A 15,891-nucleotide genomic window follows, 5' to 3' on the forward strand; every position below is an offset into this window, starting at 1 on the left:
TGCGCATAGAGCTTGGGTTCAGGCCGAAACAACGCAACGCCGCCATTGATTATGGCGGCGTTGTTTAGGGTGACGTTTCGTTTGGAGCTTACTTAGATTTGGCTGGCGTTGCGGGTTTGGCAAAACGCGGATTGGAGTTGCCCCAGACGGTGTACAGATCCGCCAGCAGCGCGCCGTTGATGTCCTCGACTTCGCTTTGCGTGATTTGTGCGTCGCCCTGACTGCCGTACAGCACGACTTCATCACCCGCGGTGATGTCCGGATAATCGGTCACGTCGATCATGGTGGTATTCATTGATACTTTGCCCACCACCGGTACGCGATGGCCGCGAATCAAGACGTGTCCTTTGTTGGTAAACACGCGGCGATAACCGTCAGAGTAACCCATCGGCAGATTGGCCAAACGTGAGTCACGCGTCAAGGTAAGGGTGCGGTCATAACCGACGGTGTTGCCTTTCGGGTACGCGTTCACGCTGGCAACACGGGTTTTGAATGCCATGATTTTTTTGTATTCGGTATGATCGGGGATGGTGTCGCCGTACAGCAAGCCGCCCGGACGCACCATGTCCATACGCGCTTCCGGTACGGCTAAAGTGGCGAAGGAGTTGGCTGTGTGCAGGGTTAATTGGCTGCGGTTCAATTTCGCGGCCTGGATCAGCCAAGCGGTTTCGGATTTGAACGCTGCCAAGCCTTTTTCAACATCTGCTTTTTCCTCAACCGGAAAGTGCGTCATGATGCCGGTGATTTTTAAATGCGGCAGTTTGGCAATGGCCAATGCCGCTTGTTTGCCCGCATCGGTGCTTAAATCCAAACCATTGCGGCTCATGCCTGCGGAATTGAGCGCCAAATGATAGTTCAGGGTTTTTCCATGTTTTTGCGCCAGTTGGCTGATGGCGCTGGCTTGATCAGGGTTGCCGATCAACTCGGTCATATTGTATTTCATGGCGTCGCGGATTTCGTCCAAAGTCGCCGTGCGCACGCGAATGATCTGTCCTTTGTAGCCGGAGGCGCGCACGACGCGCGCTTCTGAGTTACTGGCGATGGCGACGCAGGGTACTTTCATCTTGATGACGCTGGGCATGAGCAAGGCAATGCCATTGCCGTAGGCATCGGCTTTCATCACAGCGCAGATTTTTGATTGCCCCTGCAATTGGCTTTGTAAGGTGGCGATGTTTTGCTCAAAAGCTTGGGTGTCAATTTCTAACCAAGCGTTGATTTTTTGCTGGTGCAGTGCGCTGCTGGGTGTCGGGTGGGCATCTAAAACCGGCGCTGAAAATGTCGGCGTGGCGAATGCCGCCGCAATACAAAGAGCCATCCATTTGACCGAGTGCTTCATAGTATTCTCCCAGAAAAGATGATTAAGCCCAACCGATTGGTTGGGGCAAATAAGCGTAGCGGATTTTTGCAGTATCCGTCATATTATTTTGGCGTTGCCTCTAAATGGTGGTAGGCGGTGGCAGCAATTGGTCTAATCGGACGACAATTAGAGGCGAACTCGACGTGAATTCGATGCTAATCCTGACTGTGTTCGAGAAAAGTATTTAACTGTGCGAGGGTGCGGCATATAATCATCCTATTTGAGTATTCCCCATTTTGAGTATTCCCCCATTTGAATCCCAATCGCCGTTTTTGTCAGCGCAGAGAGTGAGTCGTTATCGCTATGAAAGTTACCACCAAGTTTAATCCGAAAATTTACGAAATCATGAGCGGTTATAACACTGAGCGACTGGTCAAAGATTTGGGCGCAGGTATGACCGTGGCGATCGTGGCTTTGCCGTTGGCGATGGCGTTTGCGATTGCGTCGGGGCTGAAACCCGAAACCGGTATTTTTACGGCGATCATTGCGGGTTTTTTGATTTCGCTGTTCAGCGGTTCGCGCGTGCAGATTGGCGGACCGGCGGGTGCGTTCATCGTGATTGTGTATGGGATTGTCGAGCGCTATGGTGTGGGCGGACTGCTGTTGGCCACGTTTATGTCGGGCATCATGCTGTGGGTGATGGGTTTTTTTCGCATGGGGATTTTGATTAAATTCATTCCGGTGACAGTGATTATCGGTTTTACCAATGGGATTGCGGTGCTGATCGGGATTTCGCAGATCAAGGATTTTTTGGGCTTGCAGATTGAGGGTAAAACGCCGGCGGAGTTTTTTGCGCTGTTGCATACTTTGTGGAATGCTTTGCCAACGTGGAATCCGCAAGCGCTGTTTTTGGCGTTGTTGTCTTTGGCGATCATTATTCTGTGGCAGAAAAGTACTCAGCCAAACGGCGGACAAAGCGGCGGACAAAATACGCAGGGCGTGTCGGCCATGTTTCATCGCATTCGCAGCACCACGCCCGGTTCGATCGTTGCGTTGTTGGTGGCGACGATTTTGGCGCAGTTGTTTCATCTGGATGTGGAAACGATCGGCTCGCGCTTCGGTGGTATTCCGCAGGGTTTGCCATCCTTCACTATCCCGCTGCCTTATGCGGCGGATGGTGGCTGGAGTTTGCCGGTGATTTGGGAGGCGATGAAGGGGCTGGTGGCGCCGGCGGCGACGTTGGCGGTGTTGGGTGCGATTGAGTCATTGCTTGAGGCGGCGCGCGATAATCGGCGGGAATTTTGAGTGATAAATCGTTCGTCCGCTTGTTTTGGTATTTGAAAGATATTATCACATAGTGCAAGTAAACCCACCGACCAAGTCGGTGGGTTTTGTTTTGCGCTATTTTTTGCGCTGACATCGGGCGTTGAATTCGTCCATCTGCTCTTCGCTCGGTGTGTAGTTGAGTATGAGCAGTTCGGTGACTGATTTTTTTGCATGCGCGCTGACGGTGTACTTGGTTGGCACTTCAAGGATGGTGAACTGACTGTACAGCTCGCGAATTTCAGGTGTGTCGTTGATGGACATGATGAACTTGCCCTTGACGCTGACCAGAAGGTCACGCAGTCGTGTAAAGTCCTCGCGGCTGAATAGTCCTTTACCGTAGTAACCTTCACAGCCAAAATACGGCGGGTCGATGTAGAACAGCGTGTCCGGTTTGTCAAAGCGCGTGATTACCTGCTCATACGGCCGATTCTCGACGTAGACTTGGTGCAAGCGAATATGAGCATCGGATAGCTCTTCGCCTACACGCACCAGATTAAAACGACTTGGTCGTGATTGTGCAATGCCGAACGTCGGATTGACGATGCGTGCGCCGTAGCCGGTCTTGGCGATGTAGTAGAACCGCACTGCACGCTGGATGTCGGTGAGTGTACTGACCTCTTGCATCATGAATCGGTCAAACTCGTCGCGAGCAACCAGCAGCCACTTTAGATAGCGGATGAACTCTTCGAGATGGTTTTGCACCACTCTATATAGCGTGACCAAATCCGAATTTATGTCGTTTATAATCTCCACTTTGCTCGGCTGTTTGCGAAACAGTAGCCAAGCCGCGCCTGCGAACACTTCGCAGTAGCAGTGATGTTCTGGCATGAGCGGGATGATTTTGTCGGTCAGTTGGCTTTTGCCACCGATCCAAGCGAGGAATGATTTGGGTTTATTTTGATTCAACATTTTGCAAGTCCATTTCAATATACAAAACAATTATGCTAAACTTGCGCCGCTACGTAGCTGGCGGAGCCTTAGCCGAACTTGCAGGTCAACTCTGCGGTTTGGGGCTGGGCGTGGTGTTAGCGCACCACGTCCAGTTGCCCGTTCAATATTTATAATGTAGCAGCGAGCGAGAACAACTCATCAATCTGATCATCGCTCATTTTGAGCATCGCTTTTAAACCAGACTGCTCAACCCATGCACGATGCACTTCTGACGCATATTCCCAATCAATTTTTAAGCCGCGAGGCGTTTCTGGACTCGCTAAAATAGCTTCGACATCATCCAGCAAACCGATCTCTAATAACGCGCGCCGCGCTTGTCGAATCGTTACCACATTTGGCACGGCAGCTTTCTTTGCCGCCAGATCCAATTCCGCCTGTTTGACTGGGTCAAGAACCCAGTCGCTGATTTTGGCATCCCAAGCGTGCGCAACGCTCGGCGCTGGTTTGTCGGTATAGCCCTCGGGGACTGTCCAATCATCGCGACCCAACACCAACGACTGACGCGGGTCGGCGGTGTTAAACACCTGTTTGCCGGTCAGATCGTCGCGCATTGCCCAGCCGTCGGCTTTGGCATCCCAGTAGGTGATTTTGCCCGTCTCTAACGACGGGACTTTGAGCGTCATGTCGTCCGTCAGTTTGTCGCCAAACAGCGGTGGCGTGCATTGCTCCACTCGGCTCTTGGAGTAAACAGCTACGACTGCGTAGTTGTCGATCAGTGTCCATTTTTGTGCGTCTGCCGACCATAGCCAGTCTTTACCAAAAGGCGCGAGGTGCGGCACGAGCACCGGCGTTTGATTCGCGCGCACGTCGTAGACGGCGGTTTTATCACTTGACCCTGCCGTGACAATTGGTGCGACATTGATGTTTTGATATTGACCGCGCGCGTCAAATTCGGCAACGGTGATAAAGCGGGGATGATTCGGATAGTGGTTCATTTGTGTTTTCCTTATGTTAATTACTTAGTTGCTTTAACAATTAAACGCCAGTTGGCTGTTGTGACCGCCCCTGCCGCCCCGTTAGTTTTATTCGTGATGAGCTGCGGCCCGTTTTCACCGATTCGCACATAAATATAATTGCTATTCACCGTGACTCCGGTTCCCTCATTTACACCATTCCCGTCTGACTCACCCGCAATCCGCACCAAGTCGCCAACGGCAAAGCCTTTTTCTGCAACAGCGCAACGCAAATAAAGACTGATATGGGTTGGGGCAACACCCAAATTATGAGCAATCACCATTTCAGCACCGTTGACCATAATCAACTCCGGCGACACATAGCGATGCGATATACCCCAAGCATCCCAGATAACCGCATCATTCGCATCGCGAAACGTTAAATTGCCATCGTTTTGTATGGCCAAACTTTGGCCGGACTCATTCCAAAGCCGAGTTGTATTGGTATTGGCGTTGTACTCTGCGCGCAATTTGCCCTTGACAAAGTCCTGACGCACGCCGTCCGCCGGAAAACGGATCGCCGTATCGCGGTCAATATCGCTGACAATGCCACCGCCTGCACCGCCCTGCACATACAGCGGTGCGGTCATTGCCGTGCTGCCGTCGCGCGCGGCGAATTTATCGTGTAGCCAGCCGTATTGCGCGGTTTGCATTGCGCCGTCGCGGTTGACGCGCAGACCGATTTTTTTCGACACGTTCGACCAAAAGTTAATATCCCAATCATTGTCTGAGTACACATGCCACTGCTGCGCCTCGTTGCTACGGTTGCAAATAATCGCGGTTTGCTTTGCAATCACTTCACGGCCATAGATACTCGCTTGCGATTCAATATTGCCGGTGGCCGTGTATGAGCCGTTGCCGCGCATGATGTGTTTCGCAGTGCTGGTACTGTCGTAGACCACCATATTGCCATCTGTTTGGCTCGCAATATTGTTGCCACCGAACCACGTTTTAACAGTGCCGTCGGGCAATGCCTCGATCGCCACACGCGAATTGCTGCGCAAACGCACGTGGCCGTCGGCAGGAAAGTCCATGCCGCTGTCATTGTCTGCGGCACTGTTAAAACCACCGCCGGACTCTAAAGTACCGGCACAAAAACTGAGCTTGCCGGTCATGACGTCGCCCGCTTTGTTGACTTTTGCGGCTAGTAGATTATTGGATTCGGCTTTGGTGTAACGATCTGCTAGCGCGCCGTCCAAGCCTGCGATTTGAGCGGAGGCGTGGCTGTGATTATCTGCCGCTGCGCCGAGCGTCGTACGCGCCGTGGACGCATCCGCGTCGTCCAGTAATGTACGGATAAATGCCGTGAGCGGTGTCAAAGCAAACTGGTCTGCGCCGGTAGCATAGATCAGTTGATTGGGCGAGGTGTTTAAACCGGCCAGCGCGGTTAGCGTCGCGTCTTTCGCTTGAACAGCGTTACTGAAATTAGCATTACGAAAATAACGCGCGTCTAATGCTTGGAGCAGTTGCGATACTTGATTCGAATTTAATGTGATGCCTTCTGCTGCACACAATCCGGCGATTAGACCGCGCAGCCATTGTGTTCGATTGGCCAATTGTTTAATGGGCAATACTTCAGTGCTGTCCGCTCCACCGTCTAATACGTCGCCGTCTTGCCAAGCATATACAGTGTCCGACCACGCCGCTGATTCGACAATATCCGTTGCACTCATTGATGACTCCTATAAATAGTACGTTCCACGGCTGTACTGACGATCACGTCGGGCAAAGCCGTTGCGAATCAGTTTGGCACGTGGGTCGATGGTTAAACTATGCAAATGACTGCGCGCCGGTGACCATTTTTCTGCCAGTCTAAAGGCTGCTTTGGATTGCTCCACCGTTAAGCGAATGGGAACAATCACGCGGTAAGCACTCCATTGGAATCGGTCGTTGCCACGGGTGTGGAATCGATCTCCGCGCTTTCGTCCTGTACCTCGTCGCCAACCTGCTCGCCCTTGTTCTATGGTCACATCGCCTAACCCAAGCAATTTAAAAACTGTTTTTAATGCCCAAGCTGTACCACGCTTACGGTTCATATTCATGGCAACTTTGAGTAAATCGCGTTTCTGCTGTTCTGTCTTTGCCAAATCCCATTCAATATCGCCAAATAAACCGTACTGCTCGGCGATAAAGGGCAGAACCGAAGCAGGAACATGCTCAACGTCAGCGGTCACCATCGCACTCAAATCTAAATCTTGAACGCGCGCTTGCTGGCTTTCAATAGCACGCATAGAGAGATCACGACGCATCACGGGCACAAGTAAACTTGGCACAAAGTCAGTGCTTTCAGCCATGCGCCACCTCATTCACTTTATTAACGACACGAATCGTTACGCCAGTGCATTGTGCAAATTGCAGGTCACTGACGTAGATGTCTGCTGCAGGCGTGATTAAATTCGATTTATACACACCCGCGACTTGTATTTTGGCAATGATTTGCTCACGAACTACATCATTTCCCAATGAGACGCCCAGCGCGGCGGCGTACTGACTGGCCGATTTTTCAGCCAAAGTGCGCATAGTCTCGGCATCTATTCCCTCATATAACACCAGTTCGGCTTCGATTGAATAGCTCACGGGTGTTGCATCAATGATCTGCACGGTGTCATTCAGCGGAAATCTGTCTTCACCGGTCAAAACATGATTCAATAACTCATTTTTGAGCGTCGCAGGAATAGGGGCAGGCACAACGGCATCTAATTCGCCTGCGTTGTAAAGCGGACAAATAAGCACGAGTCCCTGACCAAAGCCGGTTTCATTAATACGTGGTGCAGTGATTTTGACATCCAATATCCGACTGTTGGCACTCATCACAAAGTATTTATAAGCTGCTCGTGAGCCTGCGACGCTGAACTGAGCATGCGCTAAAAAAATACGCTCACGGTATCGATCATCAGACTCCTCAGCAGCACCGCCCGCGCTGACATCGATGTTTCGGACGTCACTGATATTCAAACCATCAACTGCTTGCAACAAAGTTTTAATCTGGCCAATCGCAAAGCCATTGCCCGCTTCCCCCGCTACAGTGCAGACAGCATCGACAACAATCAATGTTTGTTGCTTCGTAATGGATACATCAGACTGTGTCACGAACAGCACATTGCCCGCTGAGAAACCTGTACCTGCGGGCAAGGTGGTAGCCGCTTGATGTGCTGGATCAAGCGTTATTTGTATGCGCGTAGCGGCGTGGGTTTCAGCCAAGCGGTAACAATCTAAGGGTTCACCCAAATAATCCAGTATGGGTTTTCGGGAAAAGCGCACCAGCGACAATTTACCGGCATCTTGAATGGCTTCGCGCACCAATGATTCACGGTATGCCCCATTATTTATCATGAGTCGCTCGACTTGGGCAGGATAGAGTGTTTTGCCACTCAAATCCTCGTAACCAGCGATCCACTCTTGCGTGACTTTGGTCGGGTTACGCTCGATAAAACTGGGTTCGCCCAAACTGGCGGCATTCACATAATCACTCATGCTGCCACCCTCCGACTTTCAAGTGATAAATTAGTCACATAGGAATCCAGTGCCACATCATCGGCAAAACGCCAGACCACGGACACGGTCAGGTGCGCAATATCGGCCAGCTCCACGAGCACGCGCTCGACTACGATGCGCGGCTCCCACTGGCGTAATGCGTCGGTGATGTCGCGCACGAGGCGCGGGCGGGCAATGTTGATCGGGGCGTCGATGTGCTGATTCGCATCACAGCCGAATGTTGGGCGATGCGGGTCTGAGCCTTTCGGCGTAAAGATAATGAGGTGGATGCACTGATTGATGTCGTCCGCATCCGTGGCCAACAAACCCGACAAATTGTCGTTTAATCCCAAACGCTCGGCGTGCGCCGTCACCGCCATCGTGCTGATGGCCGGTGAGAAAAATTGCGAGGATGTGGGGATGAATGTAGACATGGGTGCATTGTGCGCACCCATAGGTTTTTTAGACAGTAAAGGGCTTTACTTATTGCACTGGGGTAAATCGGACTTCTTGACCTTCAAAATAACGATCTTGCTGGCCGTATTGATCAAACAAAAAACCGTTGCATTGATAAATCAAGCGACCGCAAAAGTTGAATCCGATGTCTTTGTAAAAGTCCTCATCGTTGGGTTTGATTGAGTTCAGTGCTTCAAAAAATTGACGGTCATTCATGCGGGTAGCGGGTAATACGTGAATTTGGTCGCTGATTTCGGCGGCTTTTTTGACACACTCAAATTCGTCTGCGCTGTGGGCGATGGCGTTGTTATCTGGGTCAAAAGCGACGTAATAGGTCTTGTTATATGCTTTGCTCATTTCGCCACCCCCAGCACGCTGTTTAATTTCTCTTGTGCGAATGGCGTGTTCCATTCACATGGCTCTTTTCCTTGAGCTTTTTCAGCGTCCCAGCGAGCGAGAATTTCTTTGTTTGTCCAGCCTTTGGCTTTCAAATAGCGGTAGTCATTCAGTGTATATTGTGGGTGTTTTTTGATGGTCATTTTGCGCTCCGTTTAGGCTACCAACAATTTACTGATGTGAAAAATACCGATTTCGCGGTAAACGTCATCGTTGCGGATTTCCATCAGCGTAACGGTTGTGCCGTTGCTGTCAAATACTTGACCGATGTGACCGTAAATGGTTTTGACGACTTGGCCGTTTTCGATGTTCATTTTCTGGTTCCTTTCGTGTTTTTTGTTAGAACCAGTGTCGCTCTGGTGGCCGTACAAGTCCAGTTGTATCTGCTCTGTTTACGCAAGTTTTTAACGGTGTCGCTGACGTGCGACAGATCGTCCGTTAGCAGGGAGATTGCGGCTCAAGGCCGCAATGACACATGATGTTTAACTGTTTTCGTCGATGCTGCCCGAAGCATTGACATTGCCGTTGACGCGCACATTGCCGTCGATGGTTGCGGTTGCACCACCGCCCCCGCCTGAGCCGGACATGCCGCCTTGATACGTTAATTTTTTCTGCACGGTCATGTTGCCGGTGCAGGTGGTGTCACCATCCAGCTTGATATTTTCTGCTTTGATGATGGCTTGGCCGGAGCCATCAAATTCCAACTGGCTGCCATCGTCAAATGCCATCAAGTAGGTGGCATTGTTGCTGGTCGGCGGTGTGTCGGCTTCGGAGTATCGTGCGCCGAGTATCGTGCCTTCTTCTAAATTCGCGTCCATCAGGCAATTAACCTGAGTGCCGACAGCCAGCGCATAGGCTTCGCGTTTGCCCAGCGTGAAGGCATAGTTAATGGCCAGCCACTGGCTGGTCATATCGTCCAGATCGGGAAATTTGACTTTTGAGTAGCCGATTTTGGATTCGGTCACGATGCCGACGAGAAAGGCACAGCCGATGATGTTTTCATTTTGCATTTTGCAACCTTGTTTCACATGCGGATGCCATCCGCCCCTACATTAAACGGGTTTATTCACGCACCCGTTTGAGTTCGATGGCCGTGGTGTAGCCACTGCCACGGCTGATGCTGTGGCGGGATTTGTTGATCGTATATTTGCCGTCGTATTTGCCGAATCCGCTCAACACCACAGCAATACCGGCGAGCAGAACCGGCGAACCGATGAGCGACAACTCCGCCGAGGTTTGGTCTTCGTTGTGACGCGACTCGGCGGCCTCTGCCTTGAGTTTGGCTTGCTGCGGATTCTCAGCACGCACGTGTACTTTGTGTTCATCCTGACTTGCGCGGTTGGATTTGCCTGTTTTGGCTTTGGCTGTGTGTTTGTGGTTTTTTTTAGTCTTTGGGTCGTGATAAGAGACCGTCGCTGATTTAACAATGTTGTTGGTTTTATCGCGGAAGCGGTAGCTCTCCACGTCCTCGCGCGTAATCACCACCACGCTTTTGGCCTCTTTGAGTTTATCGCGTTTGTAAAAACTCATCACTTTGCCGCGCATACTGAAGGCGTAACCATACTCGGCCGCAACACGCTTTAGAAACGCCAGATCGGTCTCGTAGGCCTGAGTGACGCGCGTGAGCTTGATGTCCTCGATTTCGCCTTTCAGCGTGAGTTTGTGCTTTTTTGCAATGATTTCGGCAATGCCTTTGAGCGTGGTGCTGTCGTATGCTTTGGCTTGCTTGGTGCGCTTGGCACTGGAGACACCTGCGCCCAGTGCCTTGATGACCACTTCATCGCCCGACCCACGCGAACCGCTGAATTCGACCTCATCCACTTCGAAATCGCCGCAGGGCATCAGAACGGCGTTCAGATAGCCGATGGATGCTGTGATTTTGTCACCGTGGTCGGGATACCAAGCATCCGACCATTTTCGCTCCGAGTCCTCCAGCGTGATGTCCAGCGAATCCGACTCGCCCTCCAGCGCGTCGCAATATTCGATCTGTTTCAGGTACGGTGCAATCTCGGCCGAGATGTTTTTGCCCTGATACACCACGACGCTGACTGGCTCAGGAACCGGCACAGTGGCCGCCTGCGCGGGCGCAAAACCGAGCAAGCTGGTGAGTGATGGGATGGATAGATCAACGTTAAACATCGCGTTTCCACGGCGGCAGATCGGCCTGCGCGATGTGCGCAGTCGTTTCGGATTCGGGCAAAACGGGAATCAGCAGTGTCAGTCCGGACGGCAAAGTGTCGGTGATGTCCACGTCCGGATTCGCTTCAATAATGCGGCCATAGGCGGTGGCATCACCGTAGTATTGCCAAGCAATGCTGTCCCAGCGTTCACCCTCGCGGGTGATGTGTTCAATGGCTGTAATGGTGGTCATAGCATCCCCCGATTGATCGCGCGCGGCGTTTTGCGCACCGCAGGCTTGGATTTGGCGCGGGCTTTGGGCGTGTGTTTACCGGCTTTGGCGGGTTTTTTGCCCGATTTTTCGGCGGCTTTAGCGGGCTGGGTTGCGGGTTGCTCGGCCAGTGTCGGCGGTGCGACGAATTCACGCAGTTTCAGCGTCGCCTCGACCCAGATGGCAGAGCCGTCGCGCGTGGTGGCCTTCTTGGTTATTGCCCCCTCAACGGGGACAAATGTGCCACGATAATCGCCATTGGCATACACCAGTGCCATGCCTTTTTTCTCTTTGACCGCTTGGCGTAATTTCAGCATTTCGGACTCAACGTCACAGTAACCGGCGTGCAACACGATCTGCCAATTAATCTCGTCCAGTTTGTCACCGACGGTCTGCAAACGCGGCTTGCCACCGATGAGTCCATGCTCGGCGTATTCGCCCCCGAAGCTCTCGTCCTCGCCATCAAAGTAGGTGATGAGGTCAAACGAAATTTCACCGAGCAGGACGTACTGAAAGCCAACGTTAAAGCCGAGATTCCGAGCAAGTTCGCCGATCAATGACGTCACCGTCCCGCTGAGTTGACGGGTGACGGTCAGGCCGATTTTGTTCAGCATGTCACCGCTGTTAAAAGTAGGCAAAAAACTCATCAGAATGCCTTTCTCAATTTGTCTTCCACGATGCGGTTGATCATGCTCTCCAGCTCGCGCAGAGACCACTGCATGCCTTTTTGTACCTGCTGCTCTATATTCTGGCCAGACGCACCTTGGATGGTGATTTGTGGGCTGAATTGAATATGGATGCCGCCGTTTTTAGCCGATACCGAACCGGTATTGCCCGTGCCGAAAATGCCGGACTTGGCTTTGTCAATCACGGCACGGATGGCCTGAGACGGAGCGGTCGGAACGCGTAAATTCGGCATAAATGCGCCACCGAGATTGTGAGCCAATTGCCCGATTTTACCGACCACTGTTTGTGCTTGGCCGTCTATACCGATGCCCAGACCCTCCATCATCCAGCCGCCAAAACCCTTGAATACTTTGGATGGTGAGGCAATGCCCAGAACTGCCTTGAATTTATTTTTAATGGATTCGCCAAGTGAAGCGATTTTAGCCAGAACGCTGTCGGTCATGCTACCAATACCGTTAATCGCGCCCTGAATTATCATCTTGCCAAAGCCGGTAAAATCGCTCGGCAATTTAACGCCGAACCAGCTCAGGACGGCAGCGAATGCCTTATAAAACAGGCCAATGGGTTGCCAATTGATGATGGTTGCACCGATTTTCGCCAACGCGCGGATGGGGTGGTTTTTGATTTCGTCCCATGCATGCGCGGCAAATTGTCGAAGTTGTCCGACTTTGGCCAGCGTGACGTTTTTGATTTTGTCCCAATTGCGAACGACAAATGTGTATGCCAAACCCAAAGCCGCACCCACCGCCATACCAATCGGCCCGAATGCGGCGCCGATCATTGCGCCGGATAGCGCGCCTTGGCCGTATGAGCGGGCTTTGGTCAAAAATCCTTGGTTCTTTTCACCAGCATTCAGGTCTCGTTTGGTCAAGTCATACAGCCCGTACGCACCGGCGGCCACCCCCAGCCCTTTACCCAGTTTTGTACCGGCAAATTTTTTAATTGCGCCACCTGCTTTGCCGATACTTCCAACTAATTTATCCGCACCGGCGGCGCCCATGCCGAAATAGCGCAGCAACGCTGAAATTTTGGAAATTTCACCCGCATGAACCAGCTTGATTAAACTCCAGCCGATCTTGATTTTTTCGATATTGAGCAACCCGCTACCCAATAAAGACAGACCGTAGCGAGCAGCCAGCATACCAATCCTAAACGTACCCAAACCTGCGACAATCGTCAACAGGCCTTTGGTAAAACTCGGATGGGCTGACAAAAACTGGGTAATGCCCGCAACGATGGGGGTTATTGTCCCAGCCAAAGAAGTGAAAAATGGCAGTACTGCATTGCCCACAACAATGCCCAAATCTTTAAAGGCAATCATCATCGCCTTGCCTTTTTCGCTCGCACCCTCCATTCGACGATCAAAGTCGGTTTTAATCACATCACGACCTTGCTCATTTTTTCCCGTGGTGACCTTGCTTTGAATCTCTTTTAATTTCTCCTGATTTTGCAATTCTGCCAGCAGATACATAACGGCTTGCTGGTCTTGGAATAAATCACCCATACCAGCTCTTTGACCGAGCGATTCGATCATTGATTTGCGTTTTTCCATCAATTGCGCACGTTCCGCTGGGTCTTTGATGCCGGCCAACTCTGCCGATAATTTTTTTAATTGTTCCGCCGCTTGAGGCGCACTTTTCTGCATGTGCGCCATGACTGCACCCACACCAGATGAAATCGGGTCAAGCCCCTTGCGCGCATCCTCTTGCATTTTTCCGATTAAATCGACGCCCGCCTTTTTCTTAAAATCCGCGACCGTATCCGAACTGGTGAGTTTGGCCAGAAAGTTCTTGAAGTTGTTCGCCGCTTCATCGTTGTTGCCGGCCGTCGTCCGCGAAATTTGTAAACGGCTCGCCAAACTGACCACCGCATCATTGCCGGTCACGCCGAGCGACTTCATCATGCCGCCCAGAGAGGGGAACCACTTGGCCATGTCGCGTGTTTCAAAGCTCCCCATTTTGCCTGCAGACGTGGCTTGATTAAAGGCCAAACGCATATTCTGCTCGGCCAGCTGCTTGCCTTTTTCCCCGCCGCCATAGGCATCGGCATTGATGCCCAAATCACTGAAAGCCTGATTCATTCGAGCCGCGTCGGTCATGTTGGTACGGGTGGCGGTGGCGAATTCAGACAGCAATCCCGCCTGTGACTGAGCCTCCATCAGCGTGGCTCCATTGGCAACCAAAACGCCAACACCCTCAGCCACCACATCTGCTTGCTGGTTGTAACGCTTGGCCACTTCGCGGATGGCAGAACCCAGCTCAACCTCCGCCTCTCGCGTGGCGTTGGCCGTGATCGCGATATCCTTGACTCTATCCTCGAATCCAGCCGCTATTTTGCCACTGGCTAAAAAAGGCAAGCCAAAACCGGCCGTCCCCATCATTTGTGAGCGCAATTGTGAGCGATGGTCACGGTTATCTTTTTCCAAATCCGCGATCTCGCCCAAACGGATTTTTTTTGTGCTGATGTCCGTTAATGAGGTTTTGAGTTGCTTGTAGCGTTGGATGAGCGCGGCGGCACTGCCATCGGCTCGTTTAAAACTTTGTTGTATTTCAGACAGTAGGTTTTTCTGCTTTTTATTGATTTCTTCTGAAACAGTGCCTATACTTTGAATTAAGCGTTTCGTATCGGTGAATGTGCCAAAAAAGCCACCCGCAACGGTCGCGCCAATCACTATTGATAAAGTTGCGTTTTGAGCCATCAGGCAAATCCCATGAAAACAGTAATCAGTACTTCAGACCATAAATTAGATGCCAGTGACGCGTATGTGTCGCTGAATTTGCTCGTCTACGGTGCACTGGCTATCGTTGCGGTTGTTATTGGTTATCAATTCAGCGGTATCGCGGGCGGCTTGGTCATGCTGCTGCTGTACCTCATCACGTTGCCGCTGTGGATTGGCTTGCTCACACCGCTGGTGGTTTTAGTGTCTGCGGTGACTGATATTTTTCAAAGCAAGTAGCGATTAACGGTTCTGTGCCATCGCTTCTTGTTCCGCGTCATTCTGCCGTTTACCCTCATTCACCCAATCCACAAAATCGGTTACATCCAGCCCGTCAATCTCACTCGGCTGGAATCGAAACATCCGTGCCAGAAACCCCGACATCAGCATCAAGTGCGGTATTAGGCTCAACCATGTCGCGAAATCGGCTCTGCAATTTGCCGTAATCCGCCGCATCCATTTCGTCCAAATCCTCAGGCACACAGCCGGTCAATGCTGATAACAAGCCAACCTCTTGCTCGGCAGGAGTTGAGCCGTAGCGTGAGGCGTTGCGCAAGTCTTTGACCTTCGGACGGCGCACGGATAATTCAGTGACCGGCTTGCCTGCGATGGAAAACGGGTAATCGAGTTTGATGGTTTCGTTGCTCATTTTTTGCTTTCAAAAGTATTCAGTGGAGGGGCGCGAGGCTCGCGCCCTTGGGTTATGAGTGATTAACCGCCGATGTTGTTGCGGTAAACATCGAGTTGATCCACGCCGCCCACTTTGTAAATATTGGCCAGCACGTCCAGCTCGATGATTTCTTGACCATCGACCATCTGTTTGAAGTGGTAGCAGGTGAAACTGGACGGGAATTCAGCGTTGTCGTTTTGCTTGTACGTGCCGAGCGCATTTTTCTTAAACATCACGTTGAGCTGTGTCACCAGAGCCTTTTGCTGATAACGGCCTTCCTGCGCGTTGTACTCTTCGATGTCCGAGCGAATCATCAGCGTGACCATCTTGAACGGATTGGACACCTGCAACATCACGTCATCGTGATAGCTGTTCCATTTGATTTCGCCTTCCATTTTGTCAAAGCCGGACGGCAATTCGATTTTGCCAACCATGCCGAGGGCTTTGTGTTCGGTCATCAGCGTGCTGATGTCGGGCAATTTGACCTCGTCGGCGCGGCCGAGCAAACAATTGCCGTTGACGTAGACGTTGGCATTGGTCACTCGTTTCAGTTTGATTTGAGACATTATTGACTCC

At 51.6% G+C, this 15,891-nt stretch carries 19 protein-coding genes; 2 read left to right on the plus strand and 17 right to left on the minus strand.

The features are described from left to right. Nucleotides 1-88 precede the first annotated feature (88 nt). Complete coding sequence (gene alr, locus ACZ41M_RS11370) at nucleotides 89-1,336, minus strand: alanine racemase (protein WP_464731070.1); 1,248 nt, start codon at nucleotides 1,334-1,336, stop codon at nucleotides 89-91. Nucleotides 1,337-1,660: 324 nt separating this feature from the next. Between alr and ACZ41M_RS11375 the strand changes: the two genes are divergently transcribed. Continuing rightward, nucleotides 1,661-2,602, plus strand: a complete 942-nt coding sequence (locus ACZ41M_RS11375) for a SulP family inorganic anion transporter (protein WP_464731069.1) — start codon at nucleotides 1,661-1,663, stop codon at nucleotides 2,600-2,602. A gap of 96 nt (nucleotides 2,603-2,698) precedes the next feature. Here the strand turns inward: ACZ41M_RS11375 and ACZ41M_RS11380 are convergent, their stop codons facing one another. The 14 genes from ACZ41M_RS11380 to ACZ41M_RS11445 all read right to left on the minus strand — a co-directional run bounded on the left by ACZ41M_RS11380 (nucleotide 2,699) and on the right by ACZ41M_RS11445 (nucleotide 14,627). Then, nucleotides 2,699-3,532, minus strand: a complete 834-nt coding sequence (locus ACZ41M_RS11380) for a DNA adenine methylase (protein WP_464731068.1) — start codon at nucleotides 3,530-3,532, stop codon at nucleotides 2,699-2,701. 149 nt (nucleotides 3,533-3,681) lie between these two features. Further along, nucleotides 3,682-4,509, minus strand: a complete 828-nt coding sequence (locus tag ACZ41M_RS11385) for a hypothetical protein (protein ID WP_464731067.1) — start codon at nucleotides 4,507-4,509, stop codon at nucleotides 3,682-3,684. 20 nt (nucleotides 4,510-4,529) lie between these two features. Continuing rightward, nucleotides 4,530-6,200 (minus strand): hypothetical protein, encoded by a 1,671-nt coding sequence (locus ACZ41M_RS11390; protein WP_464731066.1) that lies wholly within the window; start codon nucleotides 6,198-6,200, stop codon nucleotides 4,530-4,532. Nucleotides 6,201-6,209: 9 nt separating this feature from the next. Continuing rightward, nucleotides 6,210-6,821: a phage tail protein gene (locus ACZ41M_RS11395; RefSeq protein ID WP_464731065.1), complete on the minus strand. Its 612-nt coding sequence runs from the start codon at nucleotides 6,819-6,821 to the stop codon at nucleotides 6,210-6,212. Then, nucleotides 6,814-7,902, minus strand: a complete 1,089-nt coding sequence (locus tag ACZ41M_RS11400; protein ID WP_464731064.1) for a baseplate assembly protein — start codon at nucleotides 7,900-7,902, stop codon at nucleotides 6,814-6,816. The genes ACZ41M_RS11395 and ACZ41M_RS11400 overlap by 8 nt, the downstream gene beginning before the upstream one ends. Nucleotides 7,903-7,997: 95 nt before the next feature. Beyond that, entirely contained in the window at nucleotides 7,998-8,435 is a 438-nt protein-coding gene (locus ACZ41M_RS11405) for a GPW/gp25 family protein (protein ID WP_464731063.1), read from the minus strand. Between the two features lie 49 nt (nucleotides 8,436-8,484). Beyond that, entirely contained in the window at nucleotides 8,485-8,814 is a 330-nt protein-coding gene (locus ACZ41M_RS11410) for a hypothetical protein (RefSeq protein WP_464731062.1), read from the minus strand. Beyond that, nucleotides 8,811-8,996, minus strand: a complete 186-nt coding sequence (locus ACZ41M_RS11415; RefSeq protein WP_464731061.1) for a hypothetical protein — start codon at nucleotides 8,994-8,996, stop codon at nucleotides 8,811-8,813. Before ACZ41M_RS11415 ends, ACZ41M_RS11410 begins: the two co-directional genes overlap by 4 nt. A gap of 12 nt (nucleotides 8,997-9,008) precedes the next feature. Then, nucleotides 9,009-9,167 carry a hypothetical protein gene (locus tag ACZ41M_RS11420; RefSeq protein WP_464731060.1) on the minus strand — a complete coding sequence of 53 codons (159 nt, stop codon included), beginning with the start codon at nucleotides 9,165-9,167 and terminating at the stop codon, nucleotides 9,009-9,011. Nucleotides 9,168-9,335: 168 nt separating this feature from the next. Next, complete coding sequence (locus ACZ41M_RS11425; protein ID WP_464731059.1) at nucleotides 9,336-9,863, minus strand: phage baseplate assembly protein V; 528 nt, start codon at nucleotides 9,861-9,863, stop codon at nucleotides 9,336-9,338. A 52-nt stretch (nucleotides 9,864-9,915) separates the two neighbouring features. Continuing rightward, nucleotides 9,916-10,992, minus strand: coding sequence for a phage late control D family protein (locus ACZ41M_RS11430; RefSeq protein WP_464731058.1), 1,077 nt, complete (start codon nucleotides 10,990-10,992; stop codon nucleotides 9,916-9,918). Next, nucleotides 10,985-11,224 (minus strand): tail protein X, encoded by a 240-nt coding sequence (locus ACZ41M_RS11435; protein ID WP_464731057.1) that lies wholly within the window; start codon nucleotides 11,222-11,224, stop codon nucleotides 10,985-10,987. Before ACZ41M_RS11435 ends, ACZ41M_RS11430 begins: the two co-directional genes overlap by 8 nt. Continuing rightward, complete coding sequence (locus ACZ41M_RS11440) at nucleotides 11,221-11,889, minus strand: phage tail protein (protein ID WP_464731056.1); 669 nt, start codon at nucleotides 11,887-11,889, stop codon at nucleotides 11,221-11,223. Before ACZ41M_RS11440 ends, ACZ41M_RS11435 begins: the two co-directional genes overlap by 4 nt. Further along, nucleotides 11,889-14,627: a phage tail tape measure protein gene (locus ACZ41M_RS11445; protein WP_464731055.1), complete on the minus strand. Its 2,739-nt coding sequence runs from the start codon at nucleotides 14,625-14,627 to the stop codon at nucleotides 11,889-11,891. Before ACZ41M_RS11445 ends, ACZ41M_RS11440 begins: the two co-directional genes overlap by 1 nt. A gap of 12 nt (nucleotides 14,628-14,639) precedes the next feature. Here ACZ41M_RS11445 and ACZ41M_RS11450 point away from each other — a divergent pair, with 12 nt between their 5' ends. Then, nucleotides 14,640-14,885 carry a hypothetical protein gene (locus ACZ41M_RS11450; protein ID WP_464731054.1) on the plus strand — a complete coding sequence of 82 codons (246 nt, stop codon included), beginning with the start codon at nucleotides 14,640-14,642 and terminating at the stop codon, nucleotides 14,883-14,885. Nucleotides 14,886-14,985: 100 nt separating this feature from the next. Here ACZ41M_RS11450 and ACZ41M_RS11455 read toward each other — a convergent pair whose 3' ends face one another. Together ACZ41M_RS11455 and ACZ41M_RS11460 are read right to left on the minus strand one after the other, a co-directional pair. After that, on the minus strand, nucleotides 14,986-15,294 hold the full coding sequence (locus ACZ41M_RS11455) for a phage tail assembly protein (protein WP_464731053.1): 309 nt from the start codon (nucleotides 15,292-15,294) through the stop codon (nucleotides 14,986-14,988). Nucleotides 15,295-15,356: 62 nt separating this feature from the next. Next, the gene (locus ACZ41M_RS11460) at nucleotides 15,357-15,881 is read right to left on the minus strand and encodes a phage major tail tube protein (RefSeq protein ID WP_464731052.1); all 525 of its coding nucleotides are present in this window, start codon (nucleotides 15,879-15,881) and stop codon (nucleotides 15,357-15,359) included. Nucleotides 15,882-15,891 lie beyond the last annotated feature (10 nt).

It is taken from the genome of Puribacter membranae (assembly GCF_055380425.1).